At 41.9% G+C, this 18413-nt stretch carries 15 protein-coding genes; 9 read left to right on the forward strand and 6 right to left on the reverse strand.

The genetic code is table 11. The features are described 5' to 3' along the window. Positions 1-49 precede the first annotated feature (49 nt). Both bamC and N480_RS06485 read left to right on the forward strand, forming a co-directional pair. Positions 50-1111 (forward strand): outer membrane protein assembly factor BamC, encoded by a 1062-nt coding sequence (gene bamC, locus N480_RS06480; RefSeq protein WP_063371705.1) that lies wholly within the window; start codon positions 50-52, stop codon positions 1109-1111. Positions 1112-1180: 69 nt separating this feature from the next. Further along, entirely contained in the window at positions 1181-2551 is a 1371-nt protein-coding gene (locus tag N480_RS06485) for a YjiH family protein (RefSeq protein ID WP_063371790.1), read from the forward strand. A gap of 37 nt (positions 2552-2588) precedes the next feature. On the opposite strand, the gene N480_RS06490 is transcribed toward N480_RS06485, so the two are convergent. Further along, the gene (locus tag N480_RS06490; protein ID WP_063371706.1) at positions 2589-2783 is read right to left on the reverse strand and encodes a DUF2897 family protein; all 195 of its coding nucleotides are present in this window, start codon (positions 2781-2783) and stop codon (positions 2589-2591) included. Between the two features lie 245 nt (positions 2784-3028). On the opposite strand from N480_RS06490, the gene N480_RS06495 reads away from it, so the two are divergent. Next, on the forward strand, positions 3029-4363 hold the full coding sequence (locus N480_RS06495) for an ankyrin repeat domain-containing protein (protein WP_063371707.1): 1335 nt from the start codon (positions 3029-3031) through the stop codon (positions 4361-4363). A 51-nt stretch (positions 4364-4414) separates the two neighbouring features. Here the strand turns inward: N480_RS06495 and N480_RS06500 are convergent, their stop codons facing one another. After that, on the reverse strand, positions 4415-4774 hold the full coding sequence (locus N480_RS06500; RefSeq protein WP_063371708.1) for an outer membrane protein assembly factor BamE: 360 nt from the start codon (positions 4772-4774) through the stop codon (positions 4415-4417). 128 nt (positions 4775-4902) lie between these two features. Here N480_RS06500 and N480_RS24955 point away from each other — a divergent pair, with 128 nt between their 5' ends. Beyond that, positions 4903-5262: a GIY-YIG nuclease family protein gene (locus tag N480_RS24955; RefSeq protein ID WP_081231784.1), complete on the forward strand. Its 360-nt coding sequence runs from the start codon at positions 4903-4905 to the stop codon at positions 5260-5262. On the opposite strand, the gene N480_RS06505 is transcribed toward N480_RS24955, so the two are convergent. From N480_RS06505 to ilvC, 4 genes are all read right to left on the reverse strand, one after another. Further along, positions 5145-6044 (reverse strand): M20/M25/M40 family metallo-hydrolase, encoded by a 900-nt coding sequence (locus tag N480_RS06505; protein ID WP_081231775.1) that lies wholly within the window; start codon positions 6042-6044, stop codon positions 5145-5147. The two genes, N480_RS24955 and N480_RS06505, sit on opposite strands and share 118 nt — an antisense overlap. Next, positions 6025-7209, reverse strand: a complete 1185-nt coding sequence (locus tag N480_RS06510) for a tetratricopeptide repeat protein (RefSeq protein ID WP_063371709.1) — start codon at positions 7207-7209, stop codon at positions 6025-6027. Before N480_RS06510 ends, N480_RS06505 begins: the two co-directional genes overlap by 20 nt. Positions 7210-7314: 105 nt before the next feature. Further along, entirely contained in the window at positions 7315-9219 is a 1905-nt protein-coding gene (locus N480_RS06515; protein WP_063371710.1) for a methyl-accepting chemotaxis protein, read from the reverse strand. Between the two features lie 171 nt (positions 9220-9390). Continuing rightward, entirely contained in the window at positions 9391-10863 is a 1473-nt protein-coding gene (gene ilvC / locus N480_RS06520; protein WP_063371711.1) for a ketol-acid reductoisomerase, read from the reverse strand. Positions 10864-10994: 131 nt separating this feature from the next. Between ilvC and ilvY the strand changes: the two genes are divergently transcribed. The 5 genes from ilvY (at position 10995) to N480_RS06545 (ending at position 18352) form a co-directional block, all read left to right on the forward strand. Next, positions 10995-11888, forward strand: a complete 894-nt coding sequence (gene ilvY / locus N480_RS06525) for an HTH-type transcriptional activator IlvY (protein WP_063371712.1) — start codon at positions 10995-10997, stop codon at positions 11886-11888. A 62-nt stretch (positions 11889-11950) separates the two neighbouring features. Beyond that, entirely contained in the window at positions 11951-12670 is a 720-nt protein-coding gene (locus tag N480_RS06530) for a winged helix-turn-helix domain-containing protein (protein WP_063371713.1), read from the forward strand. Positions 12671-12957: 287 nt separating this feature from the next. Then, a complete protein-coding gene (locus tag N480_RS06535) occupies positions 12958-14736 on the forward strand; it encodes a DUF4856 domain-containing protein (protein WP_063371714.1) in 1779 nt (592 codons plus the stop codon). An 87-nt stretch (positions 14737-14823) separates the two neighbouring features. Continuing rightward, positions 14824-16140 carry an imelysin family protein gene (locus N480_RS06540; RefSeq protein WP_063371715.1) on the forward strand — a complete coding sequence of 439 codons (1317 nt, stop codon included), beginning with the start codon at positions 14824-14826 and terminating at the stop codon, positions 16138-16140. Further along, on the forward strand, positions 16133-18352 hold the full coding sequence (locus N480_RS06545; RefSeq protein WP_063371716.1) for a TonB-dependent receptor family protein: 2220 nt from the start codon (positions 16133-16135) through the stop codon (positions 18350-18352). Before N480_RS06540 ends, N480_RS06545 begins: the two co-directional genes overlap by 8 nt. Positions 18353-18413: the final 61 nt, after the last annotated feature.

The raw sequence follows: 18413 nt of genomic DNA on the forward strand, positions 1-18413 counted from the left end.
CTTAAGTGAAAGAATAATTATATAATGGGTTTGCTAAGGAGTTTTATTAGTGCAGTATTGGGTCCCTAAAGCGCTAACACTAAGCGTTGTACTTGGTTTATCAGGTTGTAGTGTTTTTACCAACGACGCTCATCAAAAGAAAAACTATCGAGTTCACGAGGCTGTGCAAGTTCCAGCAGATCTTGAGCAACCTTATCAAGACCAAGAATTCAAAATGAGTGTTGCCACTTATGCTAATGATTCAGAAGCTAAAGGTTATCGTCCACCTCAGCAAGTACTGACGCTGGCTAAAGGCAGCTGGGCTGAAGACAAAGAAGATGTGGCGCGTATTTATTTTGATAAGAATGATGGTATTGAATCGTTAGACGGTTTTATTTGGCGTGCTGTTGAAAATGTGATCAGCAACCACGAGGCCAGAATAAGTGAAGATAACCGTAATCAAGGCACAATCGTGACAGATTGGTATTCTTTGATTAAGGCCGAAGAAGGTTGGTTTTGGGAAACTGAGACAGAAGTATCAAGGCAACGTTTTGAATTTGTACTGACTCAGAAAGAGCATCAGAGAACAGCGTCTTTGGAAGCTAAACTTGTCGAGTATCAAAGTGATGATGTTCCTCTCAATGAACTTTTACAGCAACAACTAGAAGTGCGGGCAATCAATGAAGTGGTTGCGGAGTTTGATTATCAATACCGCTTGTTACAAGTTGAAATGCGTAAGCAACAGGGTGTACTGTCATTAGATCTTGGGTTTGATAGCGAAGGTAATGCAGCACTTATTACACTGGCTGATCGCAACACGGTGATGGAAAGACTGTCTAACTTTCTAGAAAGGGTCAATTTCACTGTTATCAGAATCGATAGTGATAGCAATGAAGTACTGGTGAGATACGAAGCACCAGAAAACAGTGTCTGGGATTCTATCTGGGGCGAGGAAATGACAGCTCTTGCTATCCCTGATGGTGACTATACGATTAAAGTTGGTACAACAGATGATGAACAAACATCGCTAACATGGTTTGATGCAGAGCGTAATGTGCTGGATGCAGCTACTATGGGAACTCTTCAACAGGGGCTTGTTGAGGCGTTAAGAAACCGCGGACTAAGTATATAATTACAAACCGCTAAAGTCGTTCAGAAAAGAGCATTCGCTCTTTTCTTTTTTTTTGTGGGTAAAGAAATGATGTCAGATACAACGCATTCTTCACAAGTGAATTGGCGAACTTGGTTCGCTTTTTTGGTGCCGTCGCTGATAGGTGTTTTTCTGTTTATGACACCTGTTCCCGATGGCGAAGCAATGACCATTCCTATAGCAAAGCTTGCAAAAGCACTGCAGGAGTTTACGGGACCCATTATACATGCATTGATTGTTTCAATCGTTTGCATTACTGGTGTTTTAAGCGTTGTAGTAAAAGTATTTAAACCAAAGCCTTTGCTACAAATAGACCTAGTTAAACACTTGTTTGACGTTAGCTGGCTGTGGGTTGCAACGCGTTTATTTGGTATGACCTTTATTATCATGACATTCTTCCAAGTGGGTCCCGAATTAATCCATTCAAAATACACAGGGGCATTGGTATTAAATGATTTATTACCAGTTCTGTTTTCCGTATTTGTGTTGGCCGGCTTGCTATTACCATTATTGCTTAACTTTGGTTTACTAGAACTTGTTGGTACGTTATTGACCAAAATAATGCGGCCTGTATTTGGTGTTCCGGGTCGCAGTGCGGTTAATTGTGTTGCATCTTGGTTAGGTGACGGTAGTGTTGGTATTTTGATGACTTCTCGCCAATATGAAGACAAGCATTATACGCAAAGAGAAGCTGCTATCATCGGTACAACCTTTTCAGCCGTATCGATTACATTTTGTTTGGTCGTGATTGGGCAAGTAAAGCTTGAGCATTTATTTGCACCATTTTATTTGACTGTATGTGCTGCGGGGATTGTTGCCGCAATTATAGTACCTAGGTTACCACCACTGAGTTTCAAAAAAGACCTGTATGTGGATGGCTCAACTCACAACGAAGACTCAGAGCTTGTACCAGAAGGAAAGACATTATTTGGCCATGCGCTGGATGTAGCGCTGGATAAGGCACACAAAGCACCGGGCGTGAAGGGTACAGCGAAAGAAGGTGTTTATAACGCGTTGGATATGCTGTTTGCTGTACTGCCAGTAGTTATGGCTGTGGGTACGTTTGCGCTTATCATTGCAGAAGAAACGCCTATTTTCCAATTCTTGGGTCAGCCATTCATACCTTATTTAGAGTTACTACAAGTGCCTGAAGCCGCAAAGGCAGCGGAAACCATCGTTGTTGGCTTTGCCGACATGTTTATTCCGTCAATTTTAGCGGCTGGTAGTATCGAAAGTGACGTGACTCGCTTTATTGTGGCCGCGCTAAGTGTTACTCAATTAATCTATATGTCTGAAGTTGGGGCGTTACTTTTGGGCAGTAAAATACCAGTAAATATCTTTGAGTTATTTGCAGTATTTATTTTAAGAACCCTAGTGACTTTGCCTGTGATTGCCTTGATGGCTCACTGGTTGGTAGGGTAATAATCGCGACAGGGGATCTTAGCGATGATCCTCTGTCTTAATCTTTGTGATGATTAGCGTCTTGTTGGTCTTCCTGGTTTTTTTCTTCTTCACCTTTTATTTGTTTGTCGATTTTGCTTTTTACGTTGAATTTTGTAGCGTATTTCAAAAGCGTGATATTACCAATGATGTAGCCAAGTACCGCGACAATAATCAATATTATTTGCCAAGTTTCTAGCTTTTCTTCACCCATTTAGTCGCTCTCATGTCATATGTTGTTCAGGTTAAGTAAACTTCTGATAAATACTCTAGAAGTCACATGTGAGAGTCTACTAAAATCACTTTAATTGTTCGACCAATAATAATTGTAAATAGTGTGAGATATTCGCAGCATTTTAATTTTACAATTGGTATGATCGGCGGTAATGAAAGTGATGCAAATGATTGCAGGCTTTCAAAAGCATCTTCTTTTCTGATTAATAAATGGTTTGTGCATCCATGGAGCAAGTTTTAATTTGGCCTTCTCAGTTCCCATTGCTTTTAAAAGGGCTTGTTGAAGACAATGGCGCCTTTATTTTAGACGCCCTAGAGGCGTGGCCAGAGTGTGAAGCTATTAAGGATGAACAAGGTGTGGTATCTCAGGTATTGCCTCCGATTTTTTACGTAGCATGGCTTCAACCACTAGACCCCTTTGAGTCCTGTTTTTTTCAACATATTGATGAATATGGCGTGGAAGAGCATCAGTATGTGGCTGATTTACTTCAGCACATTGCGGCAGCTGGAATGAGTAAAGATGAGCTAACACGTAAGTTACTAAGTGGCTTAGCTCGATATTCGAGTATTAAGGCTCAGGCAAAGTTACAATCGAAAGTTTCATTTACGGATTTGCTGCTAAAAAATCAACAATATAAGACACTCGCTTGGTTACTTGAAGGGGACTTTAAACTGACCCCTACCCAAGCTTGTGAATTTTGGATATATGGCGCAACAAGCGCACGAGAGAGCTTGTCTGCTTGTTATCAGAATGCATTGCAAAACTTATCTCAAACTCAGTTGGAAGCTGTTAAAAGGCTTAATGAAGGTGAAGATTGTGATGGGCTTCTCAATCTTTTATGCAATGAAGAAGAGTTGCTGCATATATTAGACAATGCACTACTTGAGCAAGTGATGTCGGGCACGGCAAAGCAATCGAACATGATGTCTTTAATTGCCAAGGGTGCTAAGGGGCACGGTAAAGACAGTGCCGGTAAATCTGCGATGATGTGGATAGTTGAGAAAGGGTTTGTTAGCGCGGCAAAAGCGCTGAGTAGTTTTCACTGTGCGGTGTCACTTGACGATCTTGGCAGAAACCTGATGCATTATGCGGTGCTTTCAAATTCGAAGCCGATGCTAGAGATAGTTGAGGGAATGGGGGTGGATCCGAGATTGGCAGATATCTCGGGTTGTACACCATATCGTTTAGCGTCGGATAATCAATCGGTGAGTGCTAAGAAGTATCTAGAGAAACGCGGTATTATAGAGCTCAGCGATGAAGCGAAGTATCAGCGAATATTTAGAGTCTACTTGCTGAAAGCTTTGGTTGTAGTGTTGTTGCCTGTTCAAATGGCATTGTTTTTCGATGCAGGGCGGGAAAATAAGCTTTCCATGATCATACTGTTATCCAGTTGTACCTTGTTTATCTTTGCAATTGCACGATTGCTAAAGAGTAGGAAGTTATTTCCCACCACAAGGTTACCTTTTACATTAAGGTGTCTTGGTGCATTGAGCTGGTTGAGTTTAGCGATTCAAGCACTGTTTACAGTGACGATGTGTTTAGCGGTGATGAGCAGTTAACTGAGAGTTTAAATTATTGTCGGCAGGTGTTGACCTGCCGCATCAAAAAGATCACTGATCGAGTGGGGTATCGAAATCAGCTGGCTTTTCAAAATCGCCTGATATGCTTACGAGCTTATCGTTTTCAAAATAAACCGTTAAACTTTTTCGTACCTCAGAGTCACGGTCGATATTGAAGACATAATTATAGTGCCACTTGCTAGAATCAAAAGCGTCTTTGGCTACAGGAGTACCAAGCACGTACATTACTTGTTCTCTGCTCATTTGAACTCTGAGCTTGTCAATATCTGATTGCTCTAGAAAGTTACCCTGAGGAACATTGATCCTATAAACCCAGCTTGAACAACCGGACAAAAAAACACTCATTATGGCGGCGGTTAGCCAAGTTAAAAGGAGTTTATTGTACTGCATGTATATGTGTATCCTTATTTTTGGTTATTACGAATGATACAGATTGCATAAAGAAGGTAAAGTAGATTGTGCATTTCGACAGCTTAATTTACGAAAAGTTTCTAAAAGTGAGAAATATAATAGTGACTGTGGATAAACAAGCAGAGTCAAATTGGCTTTTATATATTGTAGAAAATGCTTTAGGCCATTGGTATACAGGCATCACGAATAATTTGGAACGAAGGCTTGCTCAACACAGTTGTGGTAAAGGAGCAAAAAGCTTAAGAGGAAAAGGGCCATTGAAGCTGATTATTGCTATATCGGGCCTTACTAAAAAGAACGCTGCTAGGTTGGAGTGGCGAGTCAAACAGTTGAACAGGCGTCAAAAGGTTCAGCTGGTGTCTGAGGCACTGAGTTTGGCCAGTGATTGCACTAAACCAGTAATCGATTGTGACACCTGTGAAAGCTTTTCCAGATTGATTTTATCTAATGAGTCATCCATAGAGTGATGGTGTTCATCGACACCTGAACCAAAGTAAATAAAAGGGATTTTGGCACGGTGAAATGGGTAGTGATCACTGGCGCGAAGCCAATCAATTTGTGGTGCGTTTAATTTCCTCGCCATTCTTTTTGAAGAAAAGTATAAGTTGAGCTTCACAGGTTGCGTGTTGAAGTGGCTTTCAATCTGCTCTTTCATTGGCTTTAAGTCGCGAGACGCAAGTGCATATAATGTATTTCGCTTTTGAATATTGAGCATATCTAAATTGATATTCATCAATACGCGGGTTTTACCAAGTTGAGAGACAAAGTGCTTTGCACCATGAAGCCCTTTTTCTTCTGCGTCGGTAGCAACGAACACCAGGTCTCTTTTAAACTCTAAATTGTCCAAGCGTCTTGCGATATCCATCATTACAGCGACACCTGTAGCGTTGTCATTTGCACCTGGGTAGTGCCGATATTCACCTCCCCCTAAATGATCATAGTGCGCGGTAAAAATAATAGCCGGTTCACACTGAGCAAAAGTGCAGGATTTTGTGGCAACTACGTTGTGCCCTGTACCAGTCTCGAAGAAGCCACGTTTAAACTCAAAGCTAGAAAACTTTACATCTAGTTTCAACTTCTCAAATTGCCTCATAATATAATAGGCACTGCGATGGGGGGATTGGGCACCAGAAGGGCGCCCTTCAAATTCTTTACTTGTTAATATTACCATATCTCTGTCGAGCGCAGAGGAGAGTGCATACAAAGGCTGTAAAAGTAAGAAAAGGATGCTAATTCTTAGCCACTGCATCTAGCCACTCCAACTTCCCTCGATACTGTAATTGATTGTGTTTGAACTGAGAAAGTGCAAGTGCACGCCGCAAATGTCGTTTAGTCAGCTCTAGCTTACCTAATGAATAGTAGGCTTTGGCGAGTGCAAAATGCCCTTCGTGCATTCTTTTATCCAATTTCAAAGCGTCCCGATAGTAATTAATTGCTTTGACTGCATTACCTTGTTCAAGTGCCTCGTTACCTAAAGTAATTACATAATAAGGATTACTTTTTCTAACCTGATAGAGTTCAGTTCTAATTTGCTCTGCTTGCTCACTTCTATCAGTCAAATCGTATAATACAGCTAAGTTACCTTTGGCTGTGTTGTTGTCGGCATTTAATGCCAATGCTTGATTATACATACCTTCAGCAATATCGAGATTGCCTGAAATTCGATACAAAATAGCTAAGTTAGCCCAAGCACTTGAGTACTGAGAGTCCATTTCAATGGCAGCTTGAAAGTAGCTAAACGCGAGGTCTTGTCTTCCTTCAACCATATGAATTGCACCTTTGTTGTTGTAAAACATCGCAGTAACACGGTCTTTCGTTATTTCAGAAGTTCTAAATGCTTGGCGCCTGCTATTGGGGTCAAAGTCGATTGTCAGAGTCCTTGGTTGAGTATGCAAAACGTTCTTGCCAATATGCTTTATTCTGTCTTCATAGATTTTGAGGTTTATGTGGCCACTTAAAAAGTTATACCCTCGACTACTAGCCCAATATTCGGGCACATGCACTTTTTGAAACTGACCTTTTAAGTTCAAATATTCAGACAAGCTATACGCCAATATAGACAATGAAAGGCAGTTAGCATTCAAATTGTGGTAAGCCTGTGATGCAGTGAGATTTGCATCACTCATATATGAGAGGGTGTTGTCGCCGTTATCTAACAAAAACTGCATGATGACTTGGGCGCTGCGTAACTCTGGTTGTTCATTGCGTTTGAAGGTTTGATTCAGTGTCTCAACAATGCTTTCGTCGAGTATGAAGATCTCTTCTTGAGTCTCAACAGGCAATGCCTTGAAAGGGGTATTATCGAGAAGGGTTAAATCGACGCGGGGAGGGTTTGTCGATTCACAGCCGGTAATAAAAACACTAGAAACACATAACAGAATGGTACTAAAAACGTTTTGATAACTTAACTTCATTTAAATTACTCCCAACTGCTTATCTATTACTAGCGTAGCGAATGTTGGGAGTAAATAAAGAAAAAATTGTTACAAAGCATTGCGGGCTTTGTATGTGGTGACGAGCTAGAAAGTCGCCACGAGTTTATCTAATGCTTTAGCAGAATCAGCAAGTTGCTGAATAGCTTGCTCAGTATTTAGCTGCTCATTCATTACTTCATCACTAATGACACTGATTTGTTCAATGCTGCGCCCGACGTCAACAACAACATTGCTTTGCTCTTCTGTAGCTGTGGCAATCAGTGTTGTCATATCGTTGATCTGATTGGCTGTTTCTGTAATGCGATCCATCAGCTCAACAGATGTTTGCATTTGGCTTACACTTTGCTCGGCTTGCTTTGAAGACAACGCAATTTGTTCAACGATAGAATCAGATGCAGAGGTAAGCTCTGTAATCGTTGCCTGAATCTCATCCGTTGATTGAGAGGTCCTGCTTGCCAATGCCCTTACTTCATCAGCGACAACCGCAAAGCCTCTGCCGTGCTCACCTGCTCGGGCCGATTCAATAGCAGCATTGAGGGCGAGTAGATTGGTCTGCTCTGAGATTGCACGGATAACATCAAGAATATTGGCGATTGACTGTGTTTTACTAGCGAGCGTCGCAACCTGTGTAGCCATATTTTGAATATCTGTTGCCAATTCCATTAATGTCTCTTGGCTGGTTTGTACACAATCGTGACTTTCTTCAGAGCTATCTTTACTAGCAAGCGTGAGTTTTGCCGTGTTGTTTGCACTACCGGCAATTTCTTGAACGGTTGCAGCCATTTCGTTAATTGCTGCAGCAACTGAAATGGTTTGGTTTTTTTGCTCGTCCAGGCATTGCGAGTTACGCTGTGATTGCGCGAAAACTTGCTCACTGGCAGCGCGTATATCACGGCTTTCACTTGCCACTTTAGTAATTGCTGACTCTATCTTACCAATAAATTGATTAAATCCATCTCCCAGCGCTGCTAGCTCAGGCTGTTCAGAGTTAGGGACTCGATAACTTAAGTTGGCATCGCCACTACCCAATTGCTTAAATACGTCTGCCATTTTTAGTAATGGTGCACTTAATGTGCGCGCCAAAAGCACACTGATAATACTCGCCACAAGGGCAATAACGAGTGCAAACGTTACGATTTGCCATTGCAGATTATTCACTTCAGAGAAAACTTCACTCTGAGGGACCTGTGCAATAACGTACAAATCTGTTTCTGGAATTTGGTTGGCGGCAACGAGCACAGGCTCACCCTGAGACTCAAGCTTTAAAATGTTTAGCTTTGAGCCATTGAGTAGCTGAGAGGCAGCCGATTTGTCGTAAAATTGATTTAAATTGGCTTTTGCAACCAGACTTGCGTCTGGGTGTAATTGAACAGAGCCTTGCTTATTAACGACAAAGACAAAGCCGCTTTTTTCGATACGCATGTTTGCGAGTTTTCTTTGCATTTCGTCAATGCTTTTAGCCAGACCAGCAAGGCCAATACCATTGGTTTGCTGATGGTTGACGAACATTTTGACATCGCCAGGCGCTTCTTGGAATATGCTAATTGAATATGACTGGTTACTGCTTTTGAAGGCAAAGAACCAGCCATCTTGTTGTTGGTTTAATACGCGTAAAAAACCGCTTTGATTCCAGTATTTATAATTCTCTCTATTTGCCCATGAGGCAGTCGCAAGCCCGTATTGGCGCTGTAGCCTATTCAATTCTTCAAGCAGCAATTTTTCGTCGAGTTGACCATTTTTAGCTGCATCAACAATAAATTGGTTGCTAGAAAGTTGCTTGGCAGCATTCTTCAAAACCACAATTTCTTGCTCTAGAGATTTGGTGATGCTTTCAACTTTACTGGGTAATTCAGAGCTAAGCATTCTAGTCTCTACCATTGTTTTTGATTGGTAAACTGAGATAAAGCCGATCAAACTTGCAACGAGTATTGCCGTTGCACTACCTAGAATGGTGATTTTCTGCGTGATTGTTAAACCTGTGTTACTCATTTAGCCTACTAGTACTTATTACCATGTGGCGATAATTTTAGCATGGTCAATAATTAACACATATACATTTATAGTAATTGTCTATAAACATAATGAAAAAGCATTAAAAATGTATTAAAAAAGCCCATAGTTTGCACTAATGGGCCTTGGTTCTAACAAGCGAACTTTACTTTAAACAATGCGTTTCATTGCGGACATGTAACCGCGTAGCTCTTTGCCAATGGTTTCAACTGGGTGACTGCGAATTGCATCATTTACTGCAATGAGTTTTTGATTATCCACGTAATTGTCTGCCGTGCTCAATCCTGCACCAATAACATCACTTTGAATGTTTTCCATAAATGGTTTCAACAGAGGTAGGCAAGCATGGTTATATAGATAGCAACCATATTCAGCCGTATCAGAAATGGTTCTATTCATTTCAAACAGCTTCTTACGAGCAATCGTGTTGGCAATCAAAGGCGTTTCGTGCAGCGACTCATAGTAAGCAGACTCATCAATAATGCCAGCAGCTGTCATGGTCTCAAATGCAAGTTCGACACCCGCTTTAACCATCGCCACCATTAAAATGCCTTTATCAAAAAATGTTTGCTCTGAGATATGTTGTTCAGTATTTGATTGTTTCTCGAAGGCCGTTTCTGCGGTCTCTGCGCGCCAAGTAAGCAGTTTTGCATCACCTTCAGCCCAGTCAGCCATCATACCTTTGGAAAACTCACCACTGATAATGTCATCCATATGTTTGTTATACAGCGGCGTCATGAGTGTTTTAAGCTCTTCGCTTAACTCAAAAGCTTTAATCTTGGCAGGGTTTGAAAGTCTGTCCATCATATTGGTTATACCACCATGCTTAAGCGCCTCAGTGATCACTTCCCAACCGTATTGGATAAGCTTAGACGCATAATCAGGTGCGATACCTTGCTCAACCATTTTATCAAAACACAGCAAAGAGCCTGTTTGTAACATGCCACATAAAATAGTTTGCTCACCCATAAGGTCTGACTTAACTTCTGCAATAAAAGATGAGTTAAGTACACCTGCACGATGCCCTCCGGTACCAGCAGCATAAGCTTTAGCCTGCGCTAATCCTTTGCCTTGTGGGTCATTTTCAGGGTGGACAGCAATAAGAGTTGGTACACCAAAACCTCTTTTGTACTCTTCCCTCACTTCTGTGCCTGGGCATTTAGGTGCGACCATAATGACGGTGATGTCTTCTCTAACCTGCATGCCTTCTTCAACGATATTGAAGCCATGTGAGTACGCAAGTGTTGCGCCTTGCTTCATTAAGGGCATAACGGCGGTGACAACTGCAGAGTGTTGCTTGTCAGGTGTTAAGTTTAGAACGAGGTCAGCGTCTGGGATTAACTCTTCATACGTGCCAACAACAAAGCCATTGTCGCTTGCATTTAAATATGACTGTCTCTTTTCGTCAATCGCTGACTGCCTCAGCGCGTAAGAGACGTTTAGCCCAGAGTCTCTCAAGTTTAGGCCTTGATTTAATCCTTGCGCACCACAGCCAACAATAACTAGCTTTTTACCTAGTAAAACCTCAACGCCCTCACTAAACTCTGAAGGGTTCATAAATTCGCATTGTGCTAATTGCGCTAGCTGCTCTCGCAATGATAAAGAATTAAAATAGTTCGCCATGTCAGATCCTGCTTATGTCTTAATGTTACTCTGTTTTTCAATATAAGATTAAGATAAGAGGATATTTAGGTTGCGTAAAATGATATATTTAAATTATTGTATTTCATAATTTGAAATGCGGCGATGATCAAATGGACCACAAACAGCTCAATTACTTCCTTGCCCTTGCAGATACCCTGCACTTTACACGCGCCAGTGAACGTTGTTACATCAGTCCTCCCACCCTGAGTCGGCAGATTAAACAGCTAGAAAACGAAGTCGGTTCGGCGTTATTTATTCGTGATAATCGGAGTGTATCTCTTACACCGCAAGGAAAAGCTTTTGTTCACTATGCACAAGCAACGTTATCAAGCTGGCGTCAATTTAAAAGCGAATGCCAAGATGATTCTCAGCCACTGTCTGGCGAGCTGAGCCTCTATTGCTCCGTGACCGCATCCTACAGTTTTATATACGATTTGTTTGCTCGATATAGAAAAGAATTTCCTCAGGTGGAGCTAAATCTAATAACGGGAGACCCCGCACATTCAATTACTCAGGTGCAAAGTGATTTAACGGATGTCGCGGTGGCCGTTAAGCCTGCAAGTTTAGCACAAGGCATTGAATATCAATCCATAGGCCGTTCACGACTGGTATTTATCGCACCGACCATGCAATGCCCATTAACTGATACCTTGAATAATTGCACCGAGGGTTCGCTGCCTTGGGCGCAATTGCCCTATATCGTGCCCGAGCAGGGGGTTTTGAAAGAACGGATTGATAGTTTTTTTAAACGTATGTCTATCCAGCCGCAAGTGTATGCGCATGTATCAGGACATGAGGCGATGGTTGCGCTGACAAGTTTAGGATTTGGTGTGGCCTACGTACCTGAAATTGTGCTTGCGCAAAGTCCATTTAAAAATCAAGTACAACAGCTGAATTTACAGTCTGAAGAGATTGATATTGGCCTTGTGACGAAGAAGAAACGTCTTCAAGATCCGGTAATTAATAAATTATTTAGCGTCGCTGAAGGAATATTTAATTCGTAAAGCTAGAGTTCAGTTAACCGCTGTAGACTCGCAAAAATATAAATCAAATGCGGGGTTTAGCAGTGCATACCGTTCTAATCGCAGAGAGTAAAGTTAATAGTTTGGCAGCGCCATTAGCTGCACTTCAAGGTCAAGGTTTTGATGTGCAGACGATGGTGCTAGAAAATTTGGATCATGTAAATCACAGAAATAATCAAGGAATTGTGAATAGCATTGTGATTGATCAAACGATTGCCACGAGTGCAAGGTTTGACACAATAAACACGCTTAAATCTCACTTTCAGGTGCCAGTACTTGTTTCTGTTGATGACAACAATGACGATATTCAAAGTTTATTGTTGGAGCTCGGCGCGGATGATGTCGTCTCAACTAACGCAAAACCGAGGTTATGGCGCGCGCGTCTCGATGCGCTGAGTCGCAAAGTACGTTGTTTAGAGGTCGCTTCTACTCGCACGTCGAGCAGCGAGCTCACGTTTGGCAACCTTACTATCAAAGGCGACGAGCGCACTGTACTACTCAATGATCAATTAGTAAGCTTGACAACCCACGAGTTTGATCTAATTTGGTTATTAGCCTCTCGTGCGCCAAAAGTAGTTAGCCGAGAAGAAATATATCAAAAGATCATTGGTCAGCACTATCAAGCTAATAGCCGTACCATTGATGTACGTGTTTCTTGCCTGAGAAAAAAGCTTGGCGACAACGCCAGCAGCCCGCAAAAAATCAAAACGGTGTGGCGACAAGGATACCTATTTGTAAAAGAGGCTTGGGAACAAAATTTATAGTTCGAATTTTTCGAACTATAAATCAACTCCTTTCTGTTAAAAAAAGGTTTGTTTTTTTTGTTTTATCTGTAGTAATAAACTCAATTTCTATTCAAAACAGTTAGTTACAAATTTATTTGTTATTAATGCTAGTGACTCTTATTTTCTCTTCTATATTTAATCTTATCTCTACCCCCTTATTTGTATACTTTTAACAACGCTAATAATATTGATTCCTATTTAGAGGGGTGTATACTTTTTGCCGTTAAGAAAATGCAAATACAAATAATTTTCATAGGAAACGTCCAATGGCACTTAGAAAGTCTCTGCTTGCAACTGCAGTTTTAGCTGCAACTATGGGTTTAACTGGTTGTGGTGGCTCTAGTAGCGACAACAATACTCCTGATCCTACTACACCGACTCCTACAAACGAAAAACCTACAATTACTCTAGGTACTGTTACAATAGAAGAAGATAAGCTGGGTGAAGTTGTAGCTGGTGTTACTTTTGCTGACGATACAGATGCATTAGATGAACTAACTTACACTGTGAGCGATGGACGCTTTGAAATTGTTAATGGACAGCTAAAGCTTAAAGCAGAAAATACACTTAATTTTGAGCAAGAAACTGATCATAAAGTAACGTTAACTGTTTCAGCAACTGATAAAGCTGACGCAAAAACTGAGCAAGAAGTTGTTATTACAATCACAGATGTACCAGCAACAGCAGGTGTTAACACCTATGAGTTTGGTCACAACGGTGTTTCGTCTGTGTCTTATTCTGGTCAGGTTTCTCGTCAAGCATCTATCTTAGAAGCTAAAAAGCTACTAGGTACGTTGAAAACGGGTGATGATGGTACTAATGATGTCGCTGAGCTAAGAAAAATCTTAGCAGATGTACGTGGCTTCTTATTCCCAACAGACGAATCTCGCCAAGATACAGCACTGACTTTCTTGTCAGGTATGACGACTAATCAAACTACGCTTGGTCAAATCTCTAGCCTTAAAAAAGTAGCTGGTGAAGGTGGTAAGATTGCGGGTCGTGATACGACTTACATGGACAAGAAGTGGGAAGAAAACGGTTCACTAGTTGGTTGGTCTGAGTTTGGCACTCACCCATCTACACCTGAAGGTCTAGTACTTTACTACCTAGATCTTATCGACGCGCAAATCACTAAGTTTGAAAACGGCGAGCTACATACTGCAACACATAACGGTGTAACAGTTGAGCTAAACAGCCTTTATATCACACCTGAAGGTCTTGATCTTGTTCAACTTATTCAAAAGCATTTAAATGGTGCTGTTGCATTATCTCAAGGTGCGGACGATTACCTAGACGAATTAACAATTGGTGATGACGCAGCTGACAACACTGTAATTGCAGATGGTAAGACTTATACTGAACTTGAGCACAAGTTTGACGAAGGTTATGGCTACTTCGGTGCTGCAACGCACTATCTAGAATTTAGCGATGCAGATATCTCAAGCTCTGCAGCTCAAGATACAGATTCAAGTGGTGCGATTAACCTGCTTACTGAATACAACTTCGGTAACTCAACCAATGCGTCTAAGCGTGATAAAGGCTCAGCAGGCAATACTAACCCGACTGACTTCTCTGGTGCGGCGCAAATTGCATTCATCAAAGGTCGTGCTCTGATAAACAAAAACCTTGGTAAAGATGTATCTGAGTGGACAGAAGAAGAGCAAGGAAACCTTAAGACGTATCGTGACCATGCGCTACTAAATTGGGAAAAATCAATTGCTGCGACAGTTATTCACTACATCAACTACACAATTGCTAAAGAAGACGGCAACTTAACTCAAATTAAGAACGCCGATTTTGACGCTGCTAAATTTGAGAAGTTGGCTAAGTACTGGGGTGAAATGAAGGGCTTTGCATTGAACTTCCAGTTCAACCCGCATTCACCAGTTACAGCAGGCGAGTTTGCTGAAATTCATACGTTGATGGGCGATGCGCCAGTGCTTGAAGCTGACAAAGTAGATGCATATATCGCAGACCTTGAAAAAGCGCGTGCAATTATTGCTAAAGCATATGAGTTCGATGCTGAAAATGTTGAAAAGTGGTAATCAACTCGCTTCGCATTAATGAAAAGGTTAGTCACTTTGGTGACTAACCTTTTGCTGTATTTATAGGTATCAAAAAAGAGAATCGCAATGAGAGTGTTAAAACCTTTGAGCGCAGTTGCTGTTGCAGTGTCATTGCTTTTGAGCGGCTGTGGAGAAAGTACTTCAAGTACGACAGGTTCAGAGTTTACTGACGGTGGTGATGCACAAAACCCGACGAACCCAACTAATCCAACAGACCCGACAACACCAACTGATCCAACAACGCCGATAGAGCCGACTACATTTGATGAAGCGGCGTTAGTTGCAAATTTAGTCAATAACGTACTGAGCCCAGCCTTAACTCAGTTCCATACTTTTGCGCAAGCACAGCAGACTCAAATTGGCGCGTTTTGTAGTGCAGCCAAAGCGCAGGCTGACGATGTAAATAGTCTCCACGAGCAAGCTAAAGATAGTTGGCGCGCGGCGATGACTAGCTGGCAGTATGTAGAATTGATGCAAGTGGGGCCCCTGCTCACAAATGGTAAAGAATTAAAAAGCAAAATATATTCTTGGCCGGCGGGTGGCGCACTGTGTAGCATTGACTTAGACATCGTATATCACGAAGCTGGTATCATTAATGGTAATGCGAGCCAGCCATACGATATCAAGACTCGTACATCAGATCGTAAAGGTTTAATAGCGATAGAGCACGCATTGTTCAATGCCAATTACGACCACAACTGTACTTTTGAAAATGATGCTTTGGCACCGTGGAATGGTCGAACTATCAATGAGAGAAAGGTTGCTCGGTGTGAATTTGCGCATACAGTTGCGGGTGATATCGTCGACAACAGCACTGAAATCTTATCGCGTTGGCAAGGCGACAATGGGTTTGCAAATCAGTTGCTGAATGCGGGTGAACCTGGTTCGTCATTCGATACGCCGCATCTCGCATTGAATGAAATTTCTAAAGCGCTTTTCTATATGACAGAAGAGCTAAAAGATAAGAAGCTTGGCACGCCGCTGGGCCTATTTGTAAACAGCTGTGGATTTGAAGCCTGTCCGCAAGATGTTGAGTCCGATATTTCGGAGCACTCTAAAGAAAACTTACTTGCTAACCTTCGTGCATTCAAACAGATTTTTACCGGAGAGGGCAGTAATACAGACAATACTGTAGGGTTTGACGACTTCCTTGATGCCGAAGCAGGCACAGAAGTCAAACAGCGTATGTTGACTGGCATTGAAGAGGCTGAAGCGGCCTTAATGACGATTGATGGTTCGCTTAAACAAGCCATTACTGACGATACGGCAAAAGTAACTGAGGTACATTCCAAAGTTAAAAATGTAACTGATGAGCTTAAGAACGATTTCATCAATAAGCTTGCACTGGAGCTTCCTCAAACATCGGCAGGTGACAATGACTAAGTATCCTCGAATGAATAAATCACTATTAGCAATGGCCGTGGCCGTTGCATTACCGAGCGCTTTTGCTCAAGACAATGATCAGGATGATATTGAACACATCCAGATCATTAGCCACTACGACAAATTAAGAACAGAAGCTGGCTCTGCAACACTTTTAACTGAAGAGCAATTAGGCGAATACGAATATGACGATATTCACCGAGTATTGTCTTCTGTGCCAGGGGTTAATATTCGCGAGGAAGATGGCTATGGCTTGAGGCCTAACATCGGTTTTCGTGGTGTAACACCTGAGCGTAGTAAGAAAATCACCATTATGGAAGATGGCGTACTGATTGGCCCGGCACCATATTCAGCGCCAGCTGCTTATTATTTTCCGCAAACTACGCGCATGACGGCGGTAGAGGTGTTTAAGGGCCCCGCGGCAATTAAGCATGGGCCGCAGACTATTGCAGGCGCACTTAACTTAGTCACACGCCAAGTTCCTGAGTTTACAGAAGGTGCCATAGATATTGCTGCTGGTGGAGATGGGTATACCAAAGCACATGGCTACTTTGGCTCAGTCGTAAACAATGTGGGCTTTTTACTGGAAGCGGTAAATGTTCAGGCAGACGGTTTTAAAGAGCTTGATGGCGGTGGCGACACGGGCTTTGATAAAAATGACATCTTAGCCAAGTTTAATTATCGCCTTAAGCAAGGTGATTTTGAGCACACATTTGGCTTAAAGTTAAGCTATGCAGATGAAGTTTCCGATGAGACTTACCTCGGCTTGACGGAGGCTGACTTTGCCGAAAACCCTTACCGCCGATACGCAGCAACAGCTCCGGCGAAAATGGACACTGAGCATCAGCAAGTAATGTTTACCCATAACATTTCAGGTGGCGACCTTAATTTAACAACACGTATCTATCGTAACGATTACGAGCGAGCGTGGCTGAAATTAAATAGCATTTCGGGTAAATCTCCACAAGAAGTGCTTTACAATCTTGAGTCAGGAAACAACCAGCGCTTGTATGAGATCTTTAAAGGCGAGCAAGACTCTATTGTTGCGGGTGCGACGGACTTTTTAACCATGGGTACCAATGACCGTGAATATTACTCGCAAGGGGTTCAGGTCGATGGTGACTTTAAATTTAATGTGCTCGACTTAGATCATGATATTTCATTCGGTGTTCGTCTTCATGAAGACGAGATTGAAAGAAAGCACTTTGAAGAAAGTTATGACATGAAGTCAGGTGTGTCTTCTTTGGTGGAGGGCAGCAAACGTTTCACTACGCTAAACACAGAAAACACTAAAGCTTGGTCAGTTTATATCGAAGATAAAGTGAAGTTTGATGCACTGACAATTGGGGTTGGTATTCGTGGTGAGTTGATGGATATGCATTACCAGGACAACAACAACCCGAACGTGTGGCAAGATAAGACTACGCGGATCTGGTTACCTGGCGTAAGTGGTTTCTACCAGCTAAGTGAAGATGCCGGCCTTTTATTTGGTGTGCATAGAGGCTTCTCTCCGGCATCACCTGCACAGCCTGCAGAGATTGAAATTGAAAAAAGTACAAACTACGAGTTTGGTGGCCGTTATAATGATGGTGTAACACAATTTGAGGTTGTGAGCTTTTTCAATGATTATAGCAACTTAAAAGAAAGCTGTGGTCAGTCAAACTGTGGTGATATTAAACAGCAAGACACTGAGTTTAATGGTGGTGCGGCTCATGTATACGGGCTTGAAGCGCAATTCAGCCAGCGTTATCCTCTTAATTTACAATTAGATATCCCTTATGGCTTTGTTTATACCTATACCAAGGGTGAATTCAAAAATGAGCGATACACTAAATTTGCTCAGTGGGGTCAAGTTCAAAGTGGCGATCCGCTACCCTACTTACCTGATCACCAAGTTAGCTTTAATATAGGCTTAAGCTCAGACAATTGGCGCACATCATTAGCCGTTAAATATGTGAGCTCAATGGAAGAAGCAGCTGGTAGAAGTTGGCAAGAAGGCACAGACGAATTTACTCTTTACCTTGAAGGTCAAGAGGTACCCGCTTCTACGACGGTTGATTTCTCGGCAAGTTATGATTTTGACAAGTATGGTCAAGTGTACCTAAAGGTTGATAACTTACTTGATGAAGATAAAATTGTAAGTCGCAGACCTTATGGCGCACGTCCGGGTAAGCCAAGGCAATTTACTGTTGGTTACAAATACCAGTTTTAAGCCCTGTGGCTCAACTTAAGATATTTAGTATAAGGCCACATTTGTGGCCTTTTTTGACACA

Origin of the sequence: Pseudoalteromonas luteoviolacea S2607 (genome assembly GCF_001625575.1) — a bacterium.
Lineage (GTDB): Bacteria > Pseudomonadota > Gammaproteobacteria > Enterobacterales > Alteromonadaceae > Pseudoalteromonas > Pseudoalteromonas luteoviolacea_E.

Coding starts and splice junctions, on each gene's coding strand:
- N480_RS06485 (WP_063371790.1), top strand. CDS start 1,181: ATGTCAGATACAACGCATTCTTCACAAGTGAATTGGCGAACTTGGTTC.
- N480_RS06490 (WP_063371706.1), bottom strand. CDS start 2,783: ATGGGTGAAGAAAAGCTAGAAACTTGGCAAATAATATTGATTATTGTC.
- N480_RS06495 (WP_063371707.1), top strand. CDS start 3,029: ATGGAGCAAGTTTTAATTTGGCCTTCTCAGTTCCCATTGCTTTTAAAA.
- N480_RS06500 (WP_063371708.1), bottom strand. CDS start 4,774: ATGCAGTACAATAAACTCCTTTTAACTTGGCTAACCGCCGCCATAATG.
- N480_RS06505 (WP_081231775.1), bottom strand. CDS start 6,044: ATGCAGTGGCTAAGAATTAGCATCCTTTTCTTACTTTTACAGCCTTTG.
- N480_RS06510 (WP_063371709.1), bottom strand. CDS start 7,209: ATGAAGTTAAGTTATCAAAACGTTTTTAGTACCATTCTGTTATGTGTT.
- N480_RS06515 (WP_063371710.1), bottom strand. CDS start 9,219: ATGAGTAACACAGGTTTAACAATCACGCAGAAAATCACCATTCTAGGT.
- ilvC (WP_063371711.1), bottom strand. CDS start 10,863: ATGGCGAACTATTTTAATTCTTTATCATTGCGAGAGCAGCTAGCGCAA.
- ilvY (WP_063371712.1), top strand. CDS start 10,995: ATGGACCACAAACAGCTCAATTACTTCCTTGCCCTTGCAGATACCCTG.
- N480_RS06535 (WP_063371714.1), top strand. CDS start 12,958: ATGGCACTTAGAAAGTCTCTGCTTGCAACTGCAGTTTTAGCTGCAACT.
- N480_RS06540 (WP_063371715.1), top strand. CDS start 14,824: ATGAGAGTGTTAAAACCTTTGAGCGCAGTTGCTGTTGCAGTGTCATTG.
- N480_RS06545 (WP_063371716.1), top strand. CDS start 16,133: ATGACTAAGTATCCTCGAATGAATAAATCACTATTAGCAATGGCCGTG.